Raw genomic sequence first — 22,910 nt, 5'->3', positions numbered from 1 at the left:
CTTTAAAGAATCGGCGCGTAATGTAAGTTACGCGCCGTTTTTTTATGCCTCATTGACTGCACTCACCTGTGCTTATATGCTGATTAAAAGGCCAATTTAAGGATAGATATGTCAATTGTTCTCTCGCAGTCAGTTTTTTTAGCAGAGCAAGTTCGTGACCATGAAGGACCTGCAGCCAAGCGCTCTGGCGTTACCTTGTATGAGCTTATGGAGCGAGCAGGGCAGGCGACTTATCAGCAAGCTATCAGCTATTTTCCTAAAGCAAGTACATTCGTTGTGTTAGCGGGCGTTGGTAACAATGCAGGTGATAGTTATGTTGTTGCTCGCTTAGCTAAACAAGCGGGCAAACAGGTTACGGTTATTGCAGCAATACCTGATAAACCTCTTACAGGCGATGCGCTCAGTGCTCAGCAAGCTTGGCTCGACGCTGGAGGAGCAATAACCGCTGATGCCAGTGCTATTGAGCAAGCAGATATCATTATTGATGGCCTGCTTGGTACTGGCATCCAAAGCAAAGTGCGCGAGCCTTTTTCACAGCTGATTAAAACTGCCAACGAAAGCCAAGTGCCGATAGTTGCTATTGATCTCCCCTCAGGCATTCATGCAGACACAGGTGCCGTACAAGGAGTCGCAATAAAAGCCGCACTCACTGTGACTTTTGTGGGGATTAAGCAAGGTTTAGTGACAGGGCAAGGGCGAGCACATGCAGGGACATTAGAGTTTAATGATTTAGGTATTGAAGATGCCTTTTTAAAACAGACATCACCCACGGCTGAGCTTATCAATTATCTGAACCAAGCTAGGCTTCCTGAGCGCGATAACAACAGCCATAAAACCAGCCATGGTAAATTGCTGTGTGTTGGTGGTAATGCCGGTACTGCAGGCGCTATTCGTCTAACTGCAGAGGCAGCGCTTCGCAGCGGTGCGGGTATGGTCAAAGTGTATACCCATAGTAGCTCTATTTTACCTGTGAGTATTGGCCGGCCAGAACTGATGGTGACAGATACAAATCTGATTAGCGCCCTAGAGTGGGCAACCTGTGTTGCTATTGGCCCAGGGCTTGGTCAAGACACTTGGTCAGAAACAACTTTTGAAGCAGTCATGCAGTATTGCTTTACTAATAACAAGCCACTGGTTATTGATGCTGATGCACTTAATTTAATGGCTCAGCATGCTTCGTCATTTCCATTAGCGAATACCGTAATCACACCACATCCCGGTGAGGCAGCAAGGTTACTTAATTGTCGCACTCGCGATATTGAAGAAAATCGCTTTCATGCAGTAAAGCAGCTCGCACGTAGCTATACCACTACTTGTGTACTCAAAGGTGCTGGCAGTTTAATTGCTGATAATAACCAAACATGGGTGTGTACCGACGGTAACCCTGCACTTGCGGTTGGCGGCAGTGGCGATGTATTAACAGGTATCATAGCGGCATTGATCGCACAGGGGCTTACTCCTCAGCAAGCAGCTTGCTTAGGCGTAACCTTACATGCAAAAGCCGGTGATATTGCCGCAGAACGTGAAGGCGAAAGAGGCATGTTACCGAGTGACTTGTTTGCGATAGTGAGGGAGTTGATTAACTGAGCCGTCAGCCGTCAGCCGTCAGCCGTCAGCCGTCAGCCGTCAGCCGTCAGCCGTCAGTTTCTGATAGCTGACAGCTTAAAACTGATAGCTAAAAGAAAACCCAGCCGGAGCTGGGTTTTTTAAGCGAAGTGCTTGGGGATGATTACATCATGCCGCCCATACCACCCATGCCGCCCATGCCGCCCATATCAGGAGCAGCTGGTGCATCTTCTTTCGGGATTTCAGCAACCATAGCTTCAGTTGTGATCATAAGACCCGCGATTGAAGCAGCGTACTGTAGTGCAGAGCGCGTTACTTTGGTTGGATCTAAGATACCCATTTCGATCATGTCGTTGTACTCGCCTGATGCTGCGTTGTAACCGTAGTTACCTTCACCGCCTTTTACTGAGTTAACAACAACAGATGCTTCGTCACCTGCGTTAGTTACGATTTGACGAAGTGGTGCTTCCATCGCACGTAGTGCAACTTTGATACCGTGGCTTTGGTCTTCGTTGTCGCCAGCAAGTTCAACAAGTTTGCTTGCTACGCGAACTAGTGCAACACCACCACCAGGTACAACACCTTCTTCAACCGCTGCGCGAGTTGCGTGTAGTGCATCTTCAACGCGGTCTTTCTTCTCTTTCATTTCGATTTCAGTTGCTGCGCCAACTTTGATTACTGCAACACCGCCAGCTAGTTTAGCCATACGCTCTTGTAGTTTCTCTTTATCGTAGTCAGACGTCGCTTCTTCGATTTGTGCTTTGATTTGTGCAACACGACCATTGATGCCGTCTTCTTCGCCTGCACCGTCGATGATTGTTGTATCATCTTTAGTGATCACAACGCGCTTCGCTGTACCTAGATCTTCGATTGTCGCTTTTTCTAGCTCTAAACCGATTTCTTCAGAAATAACAGTACCACCTGTTAATACTGCAATGTCTTGCAGCATTGCTTTACGACGATCGCCGAAACCTGGTGCTTTAACCGCAGATACTTTAACGATGCCGCGCATGTTGTTCACAACAAGAGTTGCAAGTGCTTCACCTTCAAGGTCTTCAGCAATGATAAGTAGTGGCTTGCTAGCTTTAGCAACAGCTTCTAATGTAGGTAGTAGCTCACGGATGTTAGATACTTTTTTGTCTACAAGTAGAATGAATGGGTTGTCTAGCTCTACTGCACCTTTTTCAGCGTTGTTGATGAAGTATGGAGAAAGGTAACCGCGGTCAAACTGCATACCTTCCACTACGTCTAGTTCGTTTTCTAACGACTGACCTTCTTCAACAGTGATAACGCCTGAATCACGGCCTACTTTTTCCATTGCTTCTGCAATGATGTCACCGATTTCTTTATCAGAGTTAGCAGAAATAGTACCTACTTGTGCAATTGCTTTAGTGTCTGCACATGGAACAGAAAGTGCTTTAAGCTCTTCAACTGCTGCAGTAACTGCTTTGTCGATACCGCGCTTAAGGTCCATTGGGTTCATACCCGCTGCAACTGCTTTTAAGCCTTCGTTTACGATAGCTTGCGCTAATACTGTTGCAGTTGTTGTACCGTCACCTGCAGCGTCATTCGCTTTAGACGCTACTTCTTTAACCATTTGTGCGCCCATGTTTTCGAACTTGTCTTCAAGCTCGATTTCTTTTGCTACAGATACACCATCTTTAGTGATCACTGGAGCGCCGAATGATTTGTCTAATACAACGTTACGGCCTTTAGGACCTAAAGTTACTTTTACTGCGTTTGCTAAAATGTTTACGCCAGTTAGCATTTTGCCACGTGCGTCACCTGCAAAAAGTACTTCTTTTGCTGCCATGATTAAATTCCTCTTAAATTCTGTAAACGGGTTGCTAAACGAAAAGTAGGATTAGCCTACAATGCCTAGAATGTTATCTTCACGCATGATCAGGTACTCTTGACCTTCGATCTTTTCAGCTTTTTCAACATAAGAGCCGAACAGCACAGTGTCACCGGCTTTAACTTCTAATGCTCTTACTTCACCGTTGTCTAAAACACGGCCATTACCAACAGCGATAACTTCTCCGCGAGTTGATTTTTCAGCTGCAGAGCCAGTTAATACAATACCGCCAGCAGACTTAGTTTCTTCTTCTAGACGCTTAACGATGACGCGATCATGTAAAGGACGAATGTTCATTTATTTAGTTCTCCTAACAGTTTCTGAACAGTACAGAAAAAATCTTGTGTTATTGCAGGGGAGTGCTAAGCCACCCGTTGCGTTTCATTGCATTCATTAATGGGGGTGGCTTAAAAAAATCCAAGTACAAAAATTAAAAAATTTTAATCTTTTCGCTCAAATTCACCATCAATAGTTGTAGGTTGATGGTTTGGCTCTTCATGAGTGGTTGTTTTACTATGGTATTGGAAGTGTGCAGAGCCTTGATTTGCCTGCGAACTCATACGCACAGTTGCTTGACTAGCAAGGCCTGCAGCCAGTTTGTTGCGGATTGCTGGCGTGAGTAGTAAAAAGCCAAAAAAGTCAGTCATAATGCCTGGTGTCATTAATAAAACACCGGCGATAATGACACATAATCCAGTAAATAATTCTTTTGCAGGCATTTGCCCTTGCGCCATTTGCAATTGCACGTTTTGAATCGCGCCTATACCTTGCTGCTTCACTAGTTTCGCACCGACAATCGCGGTCACAATTACAAGCGCTATGGTGGCAAAGCCGCCGATCACTTCACTCACTTGGATGAGTAACGCGATCTCCACAATCGGCACTAAAATAAATAACAAAAACAAAAATCTAAACATAACGCTCTCTAAAAAATGTCATTCTCTTTCGAGTCAGTGAAATATAAATTGGGGTGAGCAGGTCATTTTTCAAGACGGAACCTATGATCACCTTGCTCGCTACACATTATAGTTTCTATCGGCTACTATGGTGCGACTCACGTAATCAACTAAAGGTTCCTTATGACTACGCATTTTCGACTTATTTTTACTACTTGTGCAAATGAGGCTGAAGCCCGTCAGTTGGCACGACATCTAGTTAAAGAAAAGCTAGCTGCTTGTGTGAACATTTTGCCTACTATTGAATCTATTTACATGTGGGAAGGCGAGGTGACTCAAGCTCTTGAGAGTAAGTTACTGATCAAAACTAAGTCAGAAAAAATGAATGAGGTGATCCAAACTATCAAGAAATTGCATAGTTATGAGGTGCCTGAAATTCAGGTCGTTGATGTGGCTACAGGCAATTTAGCCTATTTTAATTGGATGGATGAGGTACTTAATTAATGCGATCGTTCCTTTTATTACTTTGTGCATTGTGGCTTATGCCAGCAAGCGCAAGTAATAACAATTTACTTGGAAATCTACTACAACCTGCGGAGCAAACATTTCTCCCAGTTGATCAGGCTTTTGTTTTCGATTTTGACCAGCAAGGCAAAACGTTATTTATTGGCTGGGATATTGCGCCTGATTATTACCTTTATAAAAAGAAAGTCGAAATTATTGCCAAAGGCGCAGATATTGAAATTCCTGATCTTGGCAAGGGCGTGATTATTGAAGATGAGTTTTTTGGTAAGACTGAGGTATTCTTTGATTCGTTAAGTGTGGTTTCTAAGCTCAGTAACGTCACAGAAGGTGCGGTTGTTAAAGTGCGTTTTCAAGGCTGTGCCGAGGCGGGGTTATGTTATCCGCCAGAAGTTAGAACCATTCCTTTATCTGTGATTGCAGGTGAGCAAGTATCACAGACTGCAGATGCGGGGAACGCATTAGCGGCATTAACACAAGCAGCTGATACAAATGAAGCGTCATCAGCCCCTTCTCAAGAAGTATCAAAACCAGCTGGTGAGCAGTCATATACCGATAAGCTGGCATCGCAAGGTTTACTAACTAACCTAGTAATCTTCTTTTTAGTGGGTGTTGGCCTTGCCTTTACGCCATGCGTATTCCCAATGTTTCCGATTTTGTCTAGCCTTATAGCAGGTCAGCAGAATTTATCGACTAAAAAAGCGTTCTCGCTGTCGTTTGTATATGTACAAGGTATGGCCGTTACTTACGCAGCACTGGGCTTAGTGGTTGCATCATTAGGTGGGCAAGTACAAGGGTATTTACAGCATCCTACTGTACTAATTAGCTTTAGTATCTTATTTGTATTATTGGCAATGTCGATGTTTGGCTGGTACGAAATCAAATTACCTAGCGGCATGATGAATAAGCTCACCCAGGTTAGTAACCAGCAAAAAGGCGGCAACTATGTTGGCGTATTTATGATGGGTGTACTGTCTGGTTTGATTGCCTCACCGTGTACAACAGCACCATTGTCTGCTGCTTTACTTTATGTGGCGCAAAGTGGTGACTATCTTGTCGGTGGTTTAACACTTTATGTGCTCAGTTTAGGCATGGGCTTACCGTTATTATTACTGGGGACTTCTGGCGGTAAATTACTACCAAAAGCCGGTGGTTGGATGGAGCAAGTGAAAACCCTATTTGGTTTCATTATGCTCGTTGTACCACTTATTCTGCTTGAGCGTATTGTTGATATTGAATTCATTTGGTTAATGGCGGGTTTATTAGCACTTGCTACAGCGCTTTATTTACACCATTGGCAAAGTGGTCAATCACAAGGCAAGCTAAAAACAGCATTGTGGTTTGCAGCAACCTTATTGGTTGTGACAGGGGCGAGTTTAACGAAAAATTATTTTTGGCCTAGTAAAGCGGTGGTTGCTGAAGCTGCTGTACAAACACATGGTTTTAGACAAGTTGCTAATCTAAGTGAATTAAAAGAAGAAATTGCACAGGCAAGTAGCGAAGGGCGCTTAGTGATGGTCGACTTATATGCCGACTGGTGCGTTGCGTGTAAAGAGTTTGAGCATTACACGTTTCCTGACGCTAAAGTGCAAGAGCAATTTGCTCACTTTGAATTAATTCAAATCGATTTAACACAAAGCGATGCAAAAACCATAGAGCTAATGGAAGAATACACGGTATTCGGTTTACCGAGCATTTTGTTCTTTGATAGCCAAGGTAATGAGCTTTTAGAGCAACGTGTAACAGGCTTTTTAAATGCCAAAGACTTTGCAGAACATTTAGCAAAAGTACGAAATAGCGCTAAATAAACGCAAACGTGCAAGAAAATAGCAAAACGCCACTCATCTGAGTGGCGTTTTTGTTTATGTGTAGTAAAAAATACTTTTTTAAGTGAAAAATAGCAAATTCACTGATTGAAGCTCAATTAATCAGCAGGAAAACACTTAGAATGACCCTGTTGCGTGCCTTGCTATGCTTGACTTTGCCACGAATAGGGAGTGATTAGACCAGTATTTTGCTGCTATTTACGTCGAAATATCTATAATAGGTGGTTAACGTGAGAAATAGTTGCTATTTTACATCGGCACGCTTAGGTTAAGCGTGGGTTTATGATGAATATGGTTAAACTGCTTACTTATAGGATATATCGCGTATTATGGCTGCAAAATTCAAACTTTTAGTTCTAAATGGGCCAAATTTAAACATGCTTGGCAAGCGTGAACCAGAAAAGTACGGCACTCAATCTCTTGATGAGATTATAGCTGAACTTAGTCAGGTTGCTGCTGGTCTCAATGTTGATTTAACGCATTTCCAAAGTAACAGTGAAGCTGCATTAATAGAACGCATTCACGATGCATGGCAAGCGGTTGATGCAATTATTATCAATCCTGCTGCATTTACGCATACAAGCGTAGCCTTACGGGATGCATTACTCAGTGTAAACATTCCCTTTTACGAGGTGCATTTAAGTAATGTGCATGCTCGAGAAGCATTCCGTCATCATTCGTATTTTTCGGATGTGGCACAAGGCGTCATTATTGGATTAGGAGCAATGGGTTATAAGGTGGCACTTGAAGCTGCTTTTAGCCGATTGCAAAACACACATTAATTTTTAAATAACTAACAGGCGGGTCGTTCAATGGATATTCGCAAGATCAAAAAACTTATCGAATTAGTAGAAGAATCTGGTATTGCTGAATTAGAAATCACTGAAGGTGAAGAGTCAGTACGCATCAATCGCAACAATATGTCTGCAGCACCTGCAATGCAGTATGCACCACAACAGTTTGCAGCACCTGCGCCAGCAGCGGCACCAGCTCCAGTAGCAGAGGCTCCAGCAGCAGAAGCGGCTGCTCCAGCTGCACCGACTGGCCATCAAGTTAAATCTCCTATGGTTGGTTCATTCTACTCAGCGGCTTCTCCAGAAGCAGCACCATACGTAGAAGTAGGTTCTAAAGTAAATGTTGGCGATACGTTATGTATCGTTGAAGCAATGAAGATGATGAACCAAATCGAATCTGATAAAGCAGGCACAGTAAAAGCTATCTTAGTTGAAAATGGCGAGCCAGTAGAATTCGATCAACCTTTATTCATCATTGAATAATAGCGCAACAAAAGGCCAACTCTATGTTAGATAAAGTAGTCATTGCAAACCGAGGTGAAATTGCACTTCGCGTACTGCGCGCCTGCAAAGAGCTTGGGATCAAAACTGTTGCTGTGCATTCAACGGCAGACCGTGATCTTAAGCACGTGTTACTGGCAGACGAAACAATTTGTATTGGTAAACCAGCAGCCACTGAAAGTTACTTAGATATTCCGCGCATTATTGCAGCGGCAGAAGTAACAGACGCAGTTGCTATCCACCCAGGTTATGGTTTCCTTTCTGAAAATGCAGACTTTGCTGATCAAGTTGAGCAAAGCGGCTTTGTATTTATCGGTCCTAAAGGCGACACGATTCGTCTAATGGGTGACAAAGTTTCTGCAATCGAAGCGATGCGTAAAGCTGGTGTACCTTGTGTACCAGGTTCTGATGGCCCATTAACGGCAGACAGCGAGCGCAACATTCAAATCGCTAAGCGTATTGGTTACCCTGTAATCATAAAAGCAGCAGGCGGCGGCGGTGGTCGTGGTATGCGTGTTGTTCGCAACGAAAACGAACTGATTGATTCAATCGCTCTTACTCAGCAAGAAGCAAAGCAGTTCTTCGGTAATGGCATGGTTTACATGGAAAAATTCCTTGAAAACCCACGTCACATCGAAGTTCAAGTACTTGCAGACGGTCAAGGCAATGCAGTTCACTTAGGTGAGCGTGATTGTTCAATGCAACGTCGTCACCAAAAAGTTGTTGAAGAAGCGCCAGCGCCAGGTATCACAGCTGAAATGCGTAAGTTCATCGGTGACCGCTGTACTCGTGCATGTATCGAAATCGGTTATCGCGGTGCAGGTACGTTCGAATTCTTATACGAAAACGGCGAGTTCTATTTCATCGAAATGAATACCCGTATTCAGGTTGAGCACCCAGTAACAGAAATGGTCACTGGCGTTGACTTAATCAAAGAGCAGCTAAAAATTGCAGCTGGCCAGCCACTATCATTCACACAAGAAGATGTGGTTATTCGTGGTCATGCAATTGAGTGCCGTATTAATGCGGAAGACCCAGACACTTTTATTCCATCACCAGGTAAAATCACGCGATTCCACCCTGCTGGCGGTTTAGGTATTCGTTGGGACAGCCACATCTACGCAGATTACACAGTACCACCTCATTACGATTCAATGATTGGTAAGCTGATCTGTTACGGTGAAAACCGTGATGTAGCTATTGCTCGTTCACGCAATGCGTTAAACGAATTAGTGATCGATGGCATCAAGACCAACACACCACTGCACAAGAAAATCTTGGCAGATGAGAACTTCCAAAACGGTGGTACAAACATCCACTACCTTGAGAAGAAACTCGGTCTGTAAACAAAATTCTGTTTAAGCTAAAAAGCCGGCAACTTTGCCGGCTTTTTTTTGTCAAACTAGGCATAAGAGCGGCTCTCGCCTTACAAAATTATTCTGGTATGATTAACAAAGTAATGTGTTTTTAGTTTTTCATGAGGTAATAATGACCGACAGTGTTGGTTTTCCACTCGCTGATGAAGCAGCAACGGTTAATATGGGTAAGCAACTTGCAACCTTAATGGAGCAAGGAGCAGTCATCTATTTACATGGTGATTTAGGTGCCGGTAAAACGACATTAACCCGTGGTATCGTGCAAGGTTTCGGTCATCAAGGCAAGGTTAAGAGTCCGACTTATACACTGGTTGAGCCTTACCAATTAGCTAAAGCTGATGTCTATCACTTTGATTTATATCGCTTAGGTGACCCTGAAGAACTTGAATATATGGGAATTCGTGACTATTTTTCACCACAGGCTATTTGTGTTGTGGAATGGCCTGAAAAAGGCGGCGAATTTATTCCAACACCGGATCTTGATATCACCCTGCGCTATGAAGGCGAGGCGCGTGCCATTGCAATTAACAGCTTAACTGAACGTGGTCAGGCAATTGTTCAGCAACTTAAGAGCGCGCAAGAATAAACATATAAAAATAAAGGTGTATTAGTAAAAATGGGTCGTTGTACGTTTAAACTATTAACTACTTTGATGTTATTGGTTGTGAGCCAGGTTGCGCTTGCACAAAATACTATTAATAGCGTACGTGTGTGGCCTTCACCTGACAGCACTCGTGTGGTCTTTGATTTAAACGATAAACCTGATTTCAGCTATTTCATGCTGAAAAATCCAGCTCGTTTAGTGATTGACTTAAAAAATACCGACAAACTAGATAGCTTGCCTGCTATTCCAAAAAAGCATCAGATTGTTTCAAAACTGCGTTACTCGAAACCTAAAGATAGCAAAAGTGTGCGCTTTGTTTTTGAGCTAGCCCGTGCTAGTAAACCAGTGGTATTTGCCTTACTACCTACCGATCCCTACAAGCATCGTTTAGTAGTTGACCTTGTTGATAAAACACCGAAGGCAGAACCTGTTGCTGTAACCAATACCAGTGTGAAAAAACGCGAACTCAATCAAGAGCGCGATATTGTTATTGCCATTGACGCAGGTCATGGTGGTGAAGACCCAGGTTCAATTGGTCCGTCAGGCACTTATGAAAAAGACATTACGTTACAAATAGCCAAGCGCTTAGAGCGAATGATTGATTCTGAAAAAGGCATGATTTCGCGCATGGTGCGCCGCAGTGACTACTTTGTAAATTTAAACACCCGTACTAGCATTGCCCGTAAGAAAAAAGCTGACTTCTTTGTGTCGATTCATGCGGATGCCTTTACCAGCCCACAACCAAACGGTGCCTCAGTGTGGGTGCTATCACTACGCCGTGCAAATTCAGAAATTGGTAAATGGATTGAGGATAAAGAGAAACACTCAGAGCTTTTAGGTGGTGCAGCTGGGGTATTAAAAGATACTGCAAGCGAAAAATATTTAGCGCAAGCACTGCTAGATATGTCGATGGATCACTCGATGAAAACAGGCTTTAGTGTCGCGGAAGAAGTGGTCAGCGAATTACGAAAAGTGGCTAAAATGCATAAGAAGCGCCCGCAAGCGGCGAGCCTTGCAGTATTAAAGTCACCAGATATTCCGTCTATTTTGGTCGAAACAGGGTTTATTTCGAATCCACGCGAAGAGCGAATGCTAAAAACTGCGCAGCATCAGGAGCGCTTAGCTAAAGCAATTTTCACCTCGATTAAAAATTACTATATGCAAAACCCGCCAGATGACTCGCTTTTCGCTAAGTTAAAGTCGCAGTTTCCGACTAAGCACAAAGTTCGTCCTGGTGAGTCGTTAAGTATTTTAGCAAGTAGATATAACACCTCGGTGAGTAAGCTAAAAACGGCCAACAACTTAAAATCGAATACCTTGTTCATTGGTCAAGAGCTTGATATTCCTCAAAGCTAGTCAATTTTCGTGTTAGGAACACTATGAGTATAGAAATACTACCCGCGCGATTGGCTAACCAAATTGCTGCGGGTGAAGTGGTTGAACGCCCAGCATCCGTTGTTAAAGAGCTGGTCGAAAACAGTTTAGATGCTGGCGCAACGCGCATTCAAATAGATATTGAGCGTGGCGGTCATAAGCTTATTCGCATTCGCGATAATGGCTCTGGCATTAATAAAGATCAGCTAACATTAGCCTTGTCGCGCCATGCCACGAGTAAGCTTAAGTCACTCGATGACCTAGAGAACATCTGTTCATTGGGTTTTCGTGGTGAAGCGTTAGCATCAATTAGCTCAGTGTCGCGGTTAACCTTAAGCTCAAAGCCAAAGCAGCAAGAGGCTGCATGGCAAGCGTTTGCTGAAGGTCGCGATATGGCGGTGCAGATTAAGCCAACCGCACACCCTGATGGCACCACCATTGAGGTGAAAGACTTATTCTTTAATACCCCTGCGCGCCGTAAATTCCTTCGCACCGAGAAAACCGAGTTTTCACATATTGATGAGCTCATAAAGCGTATTGCGCTGAGTCGTTTTGATGTCTCTATCACCCTGACTCATAATGGCAAAGTTGTGCGTCAATACCGTGCTAAACCAAACCCTGAGCAAGCAATAGCGCGTGTCGCTCAAGTTGCTGGCAAAGCATTTAGTGAGCAGGGGCTGCATATTCAATCAGGTGAAGCTGGTTTGATGCTGCGCGGTTGGGTATTACCCGTGGGCTCAACGAATAGCACGCAATATACCTATGTGAATAATCGCATGATGCGCGATAAACTCATTTTGCATGCAATCCGCCAAGCCTTTGAAGAAGTCGCAGGCTCAGAAGAGCTACCTGGTTTTGTCATTTATATTGATATTGACCCACGTCAGGTCGATGTAAACGTGCACCCAGCAAAACATGAAGTGCGTTTTCATCAAGGCCGTTTAGTGCATGACTTTATCCTGCAGGCAATAAAACAAGTGGTGGTGCCGCTTCAGCAGGAAGCTGGTTTTACAGAGCATAATGACACTGCTTTTCAGCATGCTCCGTGTGATGAGGCGCACTCAAGCAGCACACAGCCAAGTTTTACTCAATCAGCGCCAACAGAGCAGTATGATTACCCTAAATCTGAATTACAGCCGACACGTTCAGCGAGTTATTCTGGGGCAACAGGAGCAGGGCGCTCTGGCGGTGGTTTTAGTAGTGACAGCCAAGGTCGCAGTAAAACATCGCACCAAGATGTCAATGCATTTTATCAAGGGATCAGCGAGCAACATGCTGCGCATTTTGACCAAGTACGCCCTGAACCAAGTGTTACAGCACCGGTTGTAGAGCAAGCAAAACTTGCCAAGCTTATTCATGTACGAGAAGGCGAGTGCGTATTTAGTGAAGACAACCAACTCTTTGCTGCGCACTTTAAGCATGCATTAGCACTCGACTGGCAAGCGCACGTAGAGCAAGCAGGTAGCCTTGATGGCAAAGCCTTGTTGTTACCTGTGCGAGTAAATGCAAGTGCTGATGATATTAGTGCGTTAAATGCTCAGCAGTCGTGGTTTACCTTACTTGGTTTTGATTTAGTCATTGAAAAACAGTTTGTGATGGTGAAAAAGCTTCCGCCTTGTGTCTATTTACTTGATGTAAGTGATGCTATTGAGCGACTTATTACTGGCTGTAAAGCCTCACCAAGTTCACTCGATGAATGGTTAGCTTGGTTAGCTCAGCAAATCCCAGCACGCTATTACGCAAGCCAAGCCTTTTTGGAGCAAGTGGCTCGGTTAGAAAATAATCCACAAACTATGCAACGTTTACGTCAAAAAGCAGTTAAAATAGAACTATCTCAGTTTTTAAACTAAGCAAGGTATTTAGGCTTGAATAACTTACCCGTCATTTTTTTAATGGGACCAACCGCTGCAGGGAAAACAGATTTAGCAATTTCTTTGTGTGAGCATTTAAACACAGAAATAATCAGTGTTGATTCAGCATTAGTCTATAAAGATATGGACATCGGCACAGCAAAGCCAAATGCCGAAGAGCTTGCTCGTGCGCCGCATCACTTGATTGATATTATCGACCCAGCAGATAGTTATTCAGTGGCAGATTTTCGCCGTGATGCAATTGAAAAGATTGATCTATTTCATCAGCAAGGTAAAGTACCTGTATTGGTTGGCGGTACAATGATGTATTTTAAGTCGCTTATTGATGGCTTATCACCGCTACCAGAGGCATCACCTGAAGTACGTGCTGAACTCGAAAAGGAAGCAAAGCAGTTTGGCTGGCCACATTTGCATAAAGAGCTTGTGAAAATCGATCCTGATGCTGCGGAAAAAATGAGCGAAAATGATTCGCAAAGAATTAATCGTGCATTAGAAGTGTATCGTATAACAGGCAAAACAATGACTGAGCTGCAAAAACAAAAGCAGCCTGGGCTTCCTTATACTTTCCATCAATTTGCCATTGCACCTGATGATCGCAGTGAATTACATCAGCGAATTGAGAAAAGGTTTAAAATAATGCTCGATCAGGGGTTTGAAAATGAAGTTTCATCCCTATATAAACGTAAGGATTTACACCCAGACCTGCCTTCGATTCGTTGTGTGGGTTATAGACAAATGTGGGATTACATTGCTGGCGAAATTGACTATGATGAAATGGTCTTTCGTGGTATTGCAGCCACACGGCAGTTAGCCAAGCGACAACTCACTTGGTTAAGAGGTTGGCCTGAAGTAACTTGGTTGACCACGGGTGATGAAGAAAACTTGCAACGTGTAGTAAGTTCGCTAAGCTAGTAGTAGCTGGAAGTTTTTTAGCTTTGTTAAATTAGTTCAGCTACTTAATTATAATAACACCTAGAACGAAGGAAAATAACATGGCAAAAGGCCAGTCGTTACAAGACCCATTTTTAAATGCGTTACGTCGTGAGCGCATTCCAGTATCAATCTTTTTGGTTAATGGCATTAAATTGCAGGGTAAAATCCAGTCATTTGACCAATTTGTTATTTTACTTGAAAACACCGTAAATCAAATGGTGTATAAACACGCTATTTCAACTGTTGTTCCAGCGCGTTCTGTTAACTTCCAAGGCGTTCAAGGAAGTGATGATTCAGAAGAGCAAGAATCTGGAAATTTTTAAACTTAGGAGCGTAATGCTTGTTTGACCGTTATGAAGCCGGCGAACAGGCAGTTTTAGTTCATATCGACTTACCTAAAGAGGGAGATCGCGAAGATCTTCACGAATTAGAGTTGTTGGTATCTTCTGCTGGTGTTAGTAGTTTGGCGATTGTGCAAGGCAGTCGTCAAGCACCACATCCGAAACTTTTCGTCGGGACCGGAAAAGCAGAAGAAATCGCTGAAACTGTCAAAATCCACAATGCAGATGTCATCATTTTCAACCATCAACTTAGCCCGTCACAGGAACGCAATTTAGAAAGCGTTTGTCAGTGCCGCGTTCTTGATCGTACGAGTTTGATCTTAGATATTTTTGCGCAGCGAGCGCGTACTCACGAAGGTAAACTTCAGGTTGAGTTAGCTCAGTTACGTCACATTTCTACTCGCTTGATACGTGGTTGGACCCACCTTGAAAGACAAAAAGGCGGGATAGGTTTACGTGGCCCAGGTGAAACCCAGCTCGAAACCGATAGACGATTACTGCGCGCAAGAATTAAAAATATTCGTGCCCGTTTAGATAAAGTTGCTGTTCAACGTGAGCAGGGACGACGTGCGCGTACGCGAAATGAAATCCCAACTGTGTCACTGGTAGGTTACACCAATGCGGGTAAATCAACGTTATTTAACCGTATTACAGACTCAGATGTGTATGCTGCTGACCAGCTATTCGCAACCCTAGATCCAACCTTACGTAAGTTGGATATCGGCGATATAGGTTCAATTATTTTAGCTGATACGGTAGGTTTTATTCGTCACTTACCCCACGACCTTGTTGCAGCATTTAAAGCGACCTTAACAGAAACCCGTGAAGCTGATTTACAGCTACATGTTATCGATGTGGCAGACCCTCGTCGAAAAGAAAATATTGAGCAAGTACAGTCTGTTTTAAAAGAAATCGAAGCAGATGAAGTGCCGCAATTATTGGTTTATAACAAAATTGATGCGCTAGATGACGTTGCGCCACGTATAGATAGAAACGACGAAGGTCAACCGGTACGAGTCTGGTTGTCGGCGCGCACTGGCGTTGGTTGTGAACTGCTAAGTGAGGCAATTAATGAGTTACTTGCCAAAAAGATGTTTGCTGATGAGCTAAAATTACCACCACAACATGGTCGTATTCGCGCAGCATTATTCAACTTAAATGCAGTTCATCAAGAGTGTTTTGATGAGCAAGGAAACTGGTTATTATCGGTACGCTTGCCAATGGCAGAATGGAATCGCTTGAAAAAAGAGATGGGACAAGACCTCGACTCTTTCGTAGTGACTGATTAAAAATCACCAGCATTTGTCTTTTTTAGTATGAGAAATGCTGTAGATTTGATAGATTTAACCTAATTCATTTAGATAACAATGGAGTATAGCTATGGCCTGGAATGAACCGGGTAATAATGGCAATGATAAAGATCCGTGGAATAATAAAGGCGGAAAAGATCAAGGCCCACCTGATTTAGACGAGGTAATGCGTAAGTTCGGCAACAAGTTTGGCGGTTTATTTGGTGGTAATAAGCCAGGTAAAAACGGCGGTGGACTTGGTGGCGCAGGCATTTCTTTCATCCTTATTATTGCCATCATTGTATGGGCATTAAGTGGTATTTACACGGTAAAAGAAGCTGAGCGCGGTATTGTTTTACAATTTGGGCAATACGATCGCATTGCAGAACCTGGCTTACGTTGGAAAATGACCTTCATTGAACGCGTGATCCCTGTTGATATCGAAGCGGTTCGCTCGTTATCTGCTAAAGGCTTTATGCTTACCGAAGACGAAAATGTGGTAAATGTAGAGTTTGAAGTGCAGTACCGTGTTATCGACCCACATCTTTACAAGTTCAGCGTTACTGATGCTGACCACAGCTTACAACAAGCACTTGATAGTGCATTACGTTATGTAATTGGTCATGTAAAAATGGACCAAGTACTAACAACTGGTCGTGAGTTAGTGCGTCAACAAACGTGGGATGAGCTTAACAAAATCATCGAGCCATACAATCTAGGTATTATTGTAAGCGATGTGAACTTTAAAGATTCACGTCCGCCGGGTGAAGTAAAAGACGCGTTTGATGACGCTATTGCTGCACAAGAAGATGAAGAGCGTTTCATCCGTGAAGCAGAAGCCTATGCTCGTGAAATTGAACCTCGTGCCCGTGGTCAAGTTACTCGTATGACGCAAGAAGCAGAAGCGTACCGTGAACGTATTACATTAGAAGCACAAGGTGAGGTAGCGCGTTTTGAAAAGCTATTACCTGAGTACCAAGCTGCTAAAGAGGTAACTCGTAAGCGTCTTTACATCGATGCGATGGAAGAAGTGCTAGGTAACAGCTCTAAAGTGTTAGTTGATGTTGAAGGTGGTAATAACATGATGTATTTACCGCTTGATAAAATCATGGAAAAGCAAGGTACAGCAACACGTGTTGCATTACCAAGCTCAAGTGATATCAAAGACCTTCGCAATAAAATAAACACGTCGCGTAACAGCACGGTAAATTCAAGCAATGACCGTTTCGCAACTGACCGTTTTAATGAGGGGAGATAAGCAAGATGAAAAATTTTAGTTTAGTAATACTTGCCCTTGCAGTTGTGCTGTCTTTCTCAGCGATTTTTGTTGTGCAAGAAGGCGAGAAGGCAATCGTACTGTTATTCAGCAAAGTTGAAAAAGACAGTGACGACAAGGCTGTAGTATACGGCCCTGGTTTACACCTAAAAGTGCCTTTCTTTAGCCAAGTACGTCGTTTAGATGCACGTATTCAAACGCTAGATGGTGCACCAGACCGCTTTGTAACAAGTGAGAAAAAAGACTTAATCGTTGATTCTTACGTGAAGTGGCGCATTAATGACTTTAGTGCATTCTACCTTCGTGCCCGTGGTGATAAGCAATACGCTGAAACACTACTTAAGCAAAAGGTGAACAATGGTCTTCGTACTAACTTCGGTTCTCGTACTATCAGAGAGATCGTTTCTGGTGAGCGTAGTGAGCTGATGGAAGAAGCATTAGTTCAAGCGTCTGAAAGTGCGCAAGAGCTAGGTATTGAAGTACTTGATGTACGCGTTAAGCAAATTAACTTACCACAAGAAGTGAGTAGTTCAATCTTCCAACGTATGCGTGCTGAGCGTACTGCAGTTGCAAAAGAGCACCGTTCTGAAGGTCAAGAAAAAGCTGAAACAATTCGCGCAGAAGTAGACCGCCGTGTAACAGTAATGCTTGCAGACGCTGAGCGTAATGCGCGTACTGTTCGTGGTCAAGGTGATGCCGATGCAGCCGCTATCTATGCTAACGCTTATAACAAAGACGCTGAGTTCTTCGGTTTTATGCGTAGCCTAGAAGCTTACAAAAACACCTTTAAAAATAAGCAAGACGTGATGGTGATTTCACCTGATAGCGACTTCTTTAATTATATGAAAGGTACAAAAGCACAGTAATTAATATTTGTGTGATGAAAAGCCCTGCATTATGTAGGGCTTTTTTGTTTTTGCGTGTGATTAATTTTTATCCTTAACTATTTTATAAACCCCTGTTCTGCATGTAGTTGTTTAAGTAATTAAGAAGGTAAAAATTCAGGCGCAGAAAAAATAAGCTAAACGGGGTGATCTTTCACCTCGTTTTCTGATAAAATCTCGTCCTAATTTTTTCTAAGTGAATTTGCAATGGGTAAAAACGTTGTTGTACTAGGCACCCAATGGGGTGACGAAGGTAAGGGTAAGGTAGTTGACCTCCTTACAGACAAAGCATCTTTAGTAGTTCGTTATCAAGGTGGTCATAACGCAGGCCATACTCTGGTAATCAACGGTGAAAAGACGGTTTTACACCTTATTCCATCGGGTGTATTACGTGACAATGTTAAGTGTGTGATCGGTAATGGTGTTGTTTTATCACCAGAAGCATTAATGAAAGAAATCGGCATGCTAGAAGAGCGTGGCGTACCAGTACGTGAGCGCTTATTAATCAGCGAAGCATGTCCATTAATTTTACCTTTCCACATTGCATTAGATTTAGCCCGTGAAAAAGCACGTGGCGATAAGCCAATTGGTACTACAGGTCGTGGTATCGGTCCAGCTTATGAAGATAAAGTAGCACGTCGTGGTTTACGTGTTGGTGACTTATTCAACCCTGAACAGTTTGCTAGCAAGCTTAAAGAAGTATTGGAATACCATAACTTCACATTAGAGCATTACTACAAAGCTGAACCAGTTGACTTCCAAAAGACATTTGACGATGCAATGGCTATCGCAGATATCTTAAAAGCAATGGTTGTTGATGTTACTGAGCTTCTTGATCAAACGCGTTTAGCGGGCGACAACATCTTATTTGAAGGTGCGCAAGGTACATTACTTGATATCGACCACGGTACTTACCCGTACGTAACATCATCAAACACAACGGCTGGTGGTGTAGCAACAGGTGCTGGTTTTGGTCCATTACACCTTGATTACGTGCTAGGTATTATTAAAGCTTACACTACACGTGTAGGTTCTGGTCCATTCCCTACAGAGCTTTACGACGGTATCGATAAGCAAGATCCAGTTGGTAAGCACTTAGGTGATAAAGGTCATGAGTTCGGTGCAACGACAGGTCGTTTACGCCGTACAGGTTGGTTAGACGCAGTGGCAATGCGCCGCGCAGTGCAAATCAACAGCATCTCAGGTTTCTGTTTAACTAAACTAGACGTTTTAGACGGTTTAGAAACATTAAAAATCTGTACTGGTTACCAGTTAGAAGATGGCACAGTAACGAACGTTACACCATTAGCAGCTGAAGGTTACGAGAAAGTAACACCAGTATACGAAGAGATGCCAGGCTGGTCAGAAAACACAGTAGGTGCTACGTCAGTTGATCAATTACCGCAAGCGGCACTTGATTACATCAAACGTATTGAAGAAATCACTGGTGTTCCAGTTGATATCATCTCTACTGGCCCAGATCGTGTAGAAACTATGGTATTACGCAGCCCGTTTGCATAATCGTCATAGTGACTGAAAAAAGAAGCTGCTTCGGCAGCTTTTTTTGTGCCCGAAATTCACTCTGGAATGATAATTGTATATTATTTGCTAAGACTGACTTTATTTAAGTGATTTTGATGCGTGTTTTATTGCCTTTAACATTACTCTTCTCAAGCCTAAGCATGGCTGAAGAGCCTATAACAGCAGTGCCTCTGTACACAGAGAGCGAGTTAATTGGCTTGATCAATAAAAATGCACACCTTGCACGTGTAAAGGCAGATGATTGCCAGTTAGTGCAAGATATCGAAGCTCGAGCCAATAAAATGGCACTGCCATCGTATCAGTTCCTGTATGGCGATATGCTAGCTTATGCTGTGTGTGTAGACCGTAATGTAGAGTTAGGGGTCTATTACATGCGTCAGGCTGCTCAACAAGGACTAGGCGCGGCATTAGAGCAACTTGGTCGCTACTACGATGTAGGCCAGTTAGTGCAGCAAGATAAAGCGATGGCGGTAACCTATTTACGAGAAGCATCAGCCCAAGGCAACTTAAAGGCACAAATGCGACTGGTTAACCTATTTAATCAAGGTTATGGCAGCCCGCGCGATTATGAAGATGCCTACCGTTGGTTATTTCATTCAATGGTTGCCGATAAAGCGACTCATAAGAAAGTAGAAAATTTACTCGCTAAGCTTGCCGAAAAAATGCCAGACAGCGTCGTTGCCCGCGCTCGTTTACCTATGTAGATAAATACAAATACATATAAATAAAAGGCCAGCTAATGCTGGCCTTACTGTTATTTCTCTTCTTTATTTTCTTTTGGTTTGCCGTTGTTCGGGTCTTTTAGTACCGACAACTTAGGTGGCTGTAGTGCCACAATACGCTCACCTACTTGCGGTGTTTTTTCCATGTTCGTAGTGAACGGGCGAATTTTAATAGGTGAATCGTCATCATCACTTTTCTCACCATTTAAAATAAACAGCGGGATAGCTTCGCTATTAACGTCTTTGTATTGCTCCCAGCTAAACTCCTCAGAAATACGTGTTGCACTGACCTTGCCACCTTTGGCAATTAAGCTACTTAAGCGCGCATAAGCGCCATTGTCGCCAAACAGAATTTGTCGCGATAAGAAGGTCGCACTGTCTTTATTTGCTTTAGCGTGGTTTGTTGAAGAACGCAGTGAAAACACATCTTTCTCGTCGAGGAAATGCGAGAAGTACTGAACGCCTAATGCGTTGTGGTGGCGGTTAGGCGAAAGCGCGAGTACGCTACGAATTGTCGTTAACGGTAAATAGCGCTCAGCATGCTCTGACTGCGGATTACCATAGTAACAAGGTAAGCCATCCATGCGTGCCATTTTGCAGTTCTCCCATGCAGGATCAGACAAGTGCACCGGAATGTTTTGATCTTTTAAGCCGCGTGCGATGGCTCTTGCTACATGGTTGGCACCAATAATCAAAATTGTATTTGGTGCAGGTTGGCGCACTTTTAACAACTTTGCCAATGGTGTTGCCGTTAAGCTTTGTAGTACTACAGTGACAATGATCACCGTGAATATGAGTGGTACCATTTTTTCAGCATCGGCAATGCCAGCTTCCACCATACTTAACGCGAAAACAGAGCCTACCGCAGCTGCAACAATACCTCGCGGAGCAATCCAAGCCAGCACTAAACGAGACTTGATAGGTAAGTCGGTTTTAAAAGTCGATATTGCAATACACGCTGGGCGAGCCACAAAAAGCACGATGGCTAAGAAAATAAACACATCGCTATGTAACATCATTAAATCTGATAGCTGTAGGCGGGCTGCAAGTAAAATGAATAACGATGAAATCAAGATCATCGAAAGGTCTTCTTTAAACTCAAGTACAGAGTCAATTTCAAGTTCGTCTTGGTTAGCAAGCCAAATACCAAACACGGTAACAGCGAGTAAGCCAGATTCATGGCTTAGGTGGTTTGAAACCGTAAAACTTATGAGTACTAAGGCAAGAATACCAAACTTGTGTAACTCAAACGGTAACCACTCTCGACGAATAAGCAGTGTTGTAAGCCAGCCTGCAACCACACCAATGGTTAAACCTACACCAAGAGTTTTAAAGAGCGCAATAATGGTATGGCTAAATACTTCACCTTGACCTACAAGCATGACCGCTTCAAACACTAATACAGCAAACAAGGCACCAATAGGATCTATTACTATACCTTCCCAGCGCAAAATTCGGTCTATGTCTTGGTTTGGTCTCATGGAGTTTAGTAGGGGGGCAATTACAGTAGGGCCTGTAACAACTAGCACGGCTCCTAGAACCGCGGCAACTCGCCAATTAAGTTCTAATATCCAATAGGCGCTCAGGCTTACCACTAGGCAAGTTGTGATCATCCCGATTGAGCAGAGGTTACGAACTACCTTGCCAATCCCTTTAAGTTCTCGAAAATGCAGAGTGAGTGAACCTTCGAATAAAATCACTGCCACACTTAAAGAAACCACTGGGAATAATAAATCTCCCAACAATGCATCTGGTTCTAATACGCCACTAAAAGGCCCGAGAATTAAACCTGTTAGTAGTAAAAATAAAATAGCCGGTACACGAAACGCCCAAGCTACCCACTGTGCTAATACTGAGCACAAGGCGATCCCTGCTATAAAAATTGCTGACATAGAATGAATTATCCTTTAGTTACTACAATTTAAAATGCCAACGCCTTAGATAATCGCGTCATTAGTTGCTGACATTATTAAAATAATGCTTGCCTATTAAAGCCTACTCACCGTCATGGATACAAGCAAACTCGTTGCTTCAAATACGATTTTAGTCGTTATTAATACTTTTTGGGTGTGTTTATGAAATTAAACCCTGCTAGGCTCGTTAAAAATTATTGCACAATAAAATTGCGCGCCTAAGGTACTGTTAATAAATGTGTATTTTCTATGTTTATGGTAAGTATAAAAGTTATGACTACTTTTTGCACTTGATCTTTGCCCCTGATTTCCCGTATTATAGTTCGTGTTCAAACAATTTGATATCTAAATAGTTATTAGCTTTAAAGACACTCTTTGTAGCTTAGCTTTCTGAAAAGATACTTGTTTGCGACATTATTAGTGTTTTATACACTTTGTTTTCTAATTAAATAGAAATGAGCTCTAAGTTGTTCAGTGCATATTTATTACGTGTTGAATAGAATATAAGTTCATTATCTGGTCAATGTTTAGCTCCCATCGTGGCAGCTAAATCTCGGTCATACAATCTACACCCTATCTGTTGGTGTACCAGATTGTATAGGCTCTATGTATGTTGTTATTAATAAAAGCCGCACACAGCTTTTTACAGCGATACATAAACAACACTTATCTTTTTTTATCAACTTATGGTTTATAACCGTTTGGTCTACTGACTGAATAAAAGTTGTGCTATATCTAATCGCAGTACTTGCGTGGCGTAGTCGTGTGCATAGATAAGTGGTTTGGCAAAGTGATAATAGTCAGTGCGTTTAGTAAAGCTAAGCG

Annotated in this window: 20 protein-coding genes; 16 read left to right on the top strand and 4 right to left on the bottom strand. The window is 43.0% G+C overall.

Translation table 11 applies throughout. From position 1 onward, the window contains the following. The first annotated feature begins 108 nt into the window (after window positions 1–108). Window positions 109–1,587: a bifunctional ADP-dependent NAD(P)H-hydrate dehydratase/NAD(P)H-hydrate epimerase gene (locus AUR67_RS02435; RefSeq protein ID WP_058583977.1), complete on the top strand. Its 1,479-nt coding sequence runs from the start codon at window positions 109–111 to the stop codon at window positions 1,585–1,587. A gap of 142 nt (window positions 1,588–1,729) precedes the next feature. Here the strand turns inward: AUR67_RS02435 and groL are convergent, their stop codons facing one another. From groL to AUR67_RS02420, 3 genes are all read right to left on the bottom strand, one after another. Then, on the bottom strand, window positions 1,730–3,379 hold the full coding sequence (gene groL, locus AUR67_RS02430; RefSeq protein ID WP_058583976.1) for a chaperonin GroEL: 1,650 nt from the start codon (window positions 3,377–3,379) through the stop codon (window positions 1,730–1,732). A 51-nt stretch (window positions 3,380–3,430) separates the two neighbouring features. After that, window positions 3,431–3,718 carry a co-chaperone GroES gene (locus tag AUR67_RS02425; protein ID WP_036973362.1) on the bottom strand — a complete coding sequence of 96 codons (288 nt, stop codon included), beginning with the start codon at window positions 3,716–3,718 and terminating at the stop codon, window positions 3,431–3,433. Between the two features lie 143 nt (window positions 3,719–3,861). Then, window positions 3,862–4,338: an FxsA family protein gene (locus AUR67_RS02420; RefSeq protein ID WP_058583975.1), complete on the bottom strand. Its 477-nt coding sequence runs from the start codon at window positions 4,336–4,338 to the stop codon at window positions 3,862–3,864. Window positions 4,339–4,500: 162 nt separating this feature from the next. Here AUR67_RS02420 and cutA point away from each other — a divergent pair, with 162 nt between their 5' ends. From cutA to AUR67_RS02345, 15 genes are all read left to right on the top strand, one after another. Next, window positions 4,501–4,821 carry a divalent-cation tolerance protein CutA gene (cutA, locus tag AUR67_RS02415; RefSeq protein ID WP_058583974.1) on the top strand — a complete coding sequence of 107 codons (321 nt, stop codon included), beginning with the start codon at window positions 4,501–4,503 and terminating at the stop codon, window positions 4,819–4,821. After that, on the top strand, window positions 4,821–6,647 hold the full coding sequence (locus tag AUR67_RS02410) for a protein-disulfide reductase DsbD (RefSeq protein WP_058583973.1): 1,827 nt from the start codon (window positions 4,821–4,823) through the stop codon (window positions 6,645–6,647). Before cutA ends, AUR67_RS02410 begins: the two co-directional genes overlap by 1 nt. 347 nt (window positions 6,648–6,994) lie before the next feature. Further along, window positions 6,995–7,447 carry a type II 3-dehydroquinate dehydratase gene (gene aroQ, locus AUR67_RS02405; protein WP_058583972.1) on the top strand — a complete coding sequence of 151 codons (453 nt, stop codon included), beginning with the start codon at window positions 6,995–6,997 and terminating at the stop codon, window positions 7,445–7,447. Window positions 7,448–7,477: 30 nt separating this feature from the next. Beyond that, window positions 7,478–7,942, top strand: a complete 465-nt coding sequence (accB, locus tag AUR67_RS02400) for an acetyl-CoA carboxylase biotin carboxyl carrier protein (protein WP_054552429.1) — start codon at window positions 7,478–7,480, stop codon at window positions 7,940–7,942. A 23-nt stretch (window positions 7,943–7,965) separates the two neighbouring features. Further along, window positions 7,966–9,306, top strand: a complete 1,341-nt coding sequence (accC, locus tag AUR67_RS02395; protein ID WP_058583971.1) for an acetyl-CoA carboxylase biotin carboxylase subunit — start codon at window positions 7,966–7,968, stop codon at window positions 9,304–9,306. A 142-nt stretch (window positions 9,307–9,448) separates the two neighbouring features. Further along, window positions 9,449–9,922 carry a tRNA (adenosine(37)-N6)-threonylcarbamoyltransferase complex ATPase subunit type 1 TsaE gene (gene tsaE / locus AUR67_RS02390; RefSeq protein ID WP_055020890.1) on the top strand — a complete coding sequence of 158 codons (474 nt, stop codon included), beginning with the start codon at window positions 9,449–9,451 and terminating at the stop codon, window positions 9,920–9,922. Between the two features lie 66 nt (window positions 9,923–9,988). Then, window positions 9,989–11,296 (top strand): N-acetylmuramoyl-L-alanine amidase, encoded by a 1,308-nt coding sequence (locus AUR67_RS02385; RefSeq protein WP_235591776.1) that lies wholly within the window; start codon window positions 9,989–9,991, stop codon window positions 11,294–11,296. Window positions 11,297–11,319: 23 nt separating this feature from the next. Continuing rightward, complete coding sequence (gene mutL / locus AUR67_RS02380) at window positions 11,320–13,164, top strand: DNA mismatch repair endonuclease MutL (protein WP_058583969.1); 1,845 nt, start codon at window positions 11,320–11,322, stop codon at window positions 13,162–13,164. A gap of 15 nt (window positions 13,165–13,179) precedes the next feature. Next, entirely contained in the window at window positions 13,180–14,097 is a 918-nt protein-coding gene (miaA, locus tag AUR67_RS02375; RefSeq protein WP_082665548.1) for a tRNA (adenosine(37)-N6)-dimethylallyltransferase MiaA, read from the top strand. Window positions 14,098–14,177: 80 nt separating this feature from the next. Next, window positions 14,178–14,441 carry an RNA chaperone Hfq gene (hfq, locus tag AUR67_RS02370; RefSeq protein WP_054552435.1) on the top strand — a complete coding sequence of 88 codons (264 nt, stop codon included), beginning with the start codon at window positions 14,178–14,180 and terminating at the stop codon, window positions 14,439–14,441. A 17-nt stretch (window positions 14,442–14,458) separates the two neighbouring features. Next, the gene (hflX, locus tag AUR67_RS02365; RefSeq protein WP_058583967.1) at window positions 14,459–15,748 is read left to right on the top strand and encodes a ribosome rescue GTPase HflX; all 1,290 of its coding nucleotides are present in this window, start codon (window positions 14,459–14,461) and stop codon (window positions 15,746–15,748) included. A gap of 91 nt (window positions 15,749–15,839) precedes the next feature. Continuing rightward, window positions 15,840–17,006 carry an FtsH protease activity modulator HflK gene (gene hflK, locus AUR67_RS02360; protein ID WP_054563492.1) on the top strand — a complete coding sequence of 389 codons (1,167 nt, stop codon included), beginning with the start codon at window positions 15,840–15,842 and terminating at the stop codon, window positions 17,004–17,006. A 5-nt stretch (window positions 17,007–17,011) separates the two neighbouring features. Further along, window positions 17,012–17,890: a protease modulator HflC gene (hflC, locus tag AUR67_RS02355; RefSeq protein WP_058583966.1), complete on the top strand. Its 879-nt coding sequence runs from the start codon at window positions 17,012–17,014 to the stop codon at window positions 17,888–17,890. A 225-nt stretch (window positions 17,891–18,115) separates the two neighbouring features. Continuing rightward, window positions 18,116–19,429 (top strand): adenylosuccinate synthase, encoded by a 1,314-nt coding sequence (locus AUR67_RS02350; RefSeq protein WP_058583965.1) that lies wholly within the window; start codon window positions 18,116–18,118, stop codon window positions 19,427–19,429. 116 nt (window positions 19,430–19,545) lie between these two features. Then, window positions 19,546–20,154: a tetratricopeptide repeat protein gene (locus tag AUR67_RS02345; RefSeq protein ID WP_054563494.1), complete on the top strand. Its 609-nt coding sequence runs from the start codon at window positions 19,546–19,548 to the stop codon at window positions 20,152–20,154. Window positions 20,155–20,204: 50 nt separating this feature from the next. Here the strand turns inward: AUR67_RS02345 and AUR67_RS02340 are convergent, their stop codons facing one another. Further along, complete coding sequence (locus tag AUR67_RS02340) at window positions 20,205–22,064, bottom strand: cation:proton antiporter (RefSeq protein WP_058583964.1); 1,860 nt, start codon at window positions 22,062–22,064, stop codon at window positions 20,205–20,207. Window positions 22,065–22,910 lie beyond the last annotated feature (846 nt).

This window comes from Pseudoalteromonas sp. XI10, from assembly GCF_001469895.1.
Lineage (GTDB): Bacteria > Pseudomonadota > Gammaproteobacteria > Enterobacterales > Alteromonadaceae > Pseudoalteromonas.
The sequence above is the reverse complement of the archived record's forward strand: the minus strand, read 5'-3'. Positions and strand labels throughout refer to the sequence as shown.

Coding starts and splice junctions, on each gene's coding strand:
- AUR67_RS02410 (WP_058583973.1), top strand. CDS start 4,821: ATGCGATCGTTCCTTTTATTACTTTGTGCATTGTGGCTTATGCCAGCA.
- accC (WP_058583971.1), top strand. CDS start 7,966: ATGTTAGATAAAGTAGTCATTGCAAACCGAGGTGAAATTGCACTTCGC.
- mutL (WP_058583969.1), top strand. CDS start 11,320: ATGAGTATAGAAATACTACCCGCGCGATTGGCTAACCAAATTGCTGCG.
- hfq (WP_054552435.1), top strand. CDS start 14,178: ATGGCAAAAGGCCAGTCGTTACAAGACCCATTTTTAAATGCGTTACGT.
- AUR67_RS02385 (WP_235591776.1), top strand. CDS start 9,989: ATGTTATTGGTTGTGAGCCAGGTTGCGCTTGCACAAAATACTATTAAT.
- accB (WP_054552429.1), top strand. CDS start 7,478: ATGGATATTCGCAAGATCAAAAAACTTATCGAATTAGTAGAAGAATCT.
- groL (WP_058583976.1), bottom strand. CDS start 3,379: ATGGCAGCAAAAGAAGTACTTTTTGCAGGTGACGCACGTGGCAAAATG.
- AUR67_RS02345 (WP_054563494.1), top strand. CDS start 19,546: ATGCGTGTTTTATTGCCTTTAACATTACTCTTCTCAAGCCTAAGCATG.
- AUR67_RS02425 (WP_036973362.1), bottom strand. CDS start 3,718: ATGAACATTCGTCCTTTACATGATCGCGTCATCGTTAAGCGTCTAGAA.
- AUR67_RS02435 (WP_058583977.1), top strand. CDS start 109: ATGTCAATTGTTCTCTCGCAGTCAGTTTTTTTAGCAGAGCAAGTTCGT.
- tsaE (WP_055020890.1), top strand. CDS start 9,449: ATGACCGACAGTGTTGGTTTTCCACTCGCTGATGAAGCAGCAACGGTT.
- hflK (WP_054563492.1), top strand. CDS start 15,840: ATGGCCTGGAATGAACCGGGTAATAATGGCAATGATAAAGATCCGTGG.
- AUR67_RS02340 (WP_058583964.1), bottom strand. CDS start 22,064: ATGTCAGCAATTTTTATAGCAGGGATCGCCTTGTGCTCAGTATTAGCA.
- cutA (WP_058583974.1), top strand. CDS start 4,501: ATGACTACGCATTTTCGACTTATTTTTACTACTTGTGCAAATGAGGCT.
- hflC (WP_058583966.1), top strand. CDS start 17,012: ATGAAAAATTTTAGTTTAGTAATACTTGCCCTTGCAGTTGTGCTGTCT.
- aroQ (WP_058583972.1), top strand. CDS start 6,995: ATGGCTGCAAAATTCAAACTTTTAGTTCTAAATGGGCCAAATTTAAAC.
- AUR67_RS02350 (WP_058583965.1), top strand. CDS start 18,116: ATGGGTAAAAACGTTGTTGTACTAGGCACCCAATGGGGTGACGAAGGT.
- AUR67_RS02420 (WP_058583975.1), bottom strand. CDS start 4,338: ATGTTTAGATTTTTGTTTTTGTTATTTATTTTAGTGCCGATTGTGGAG.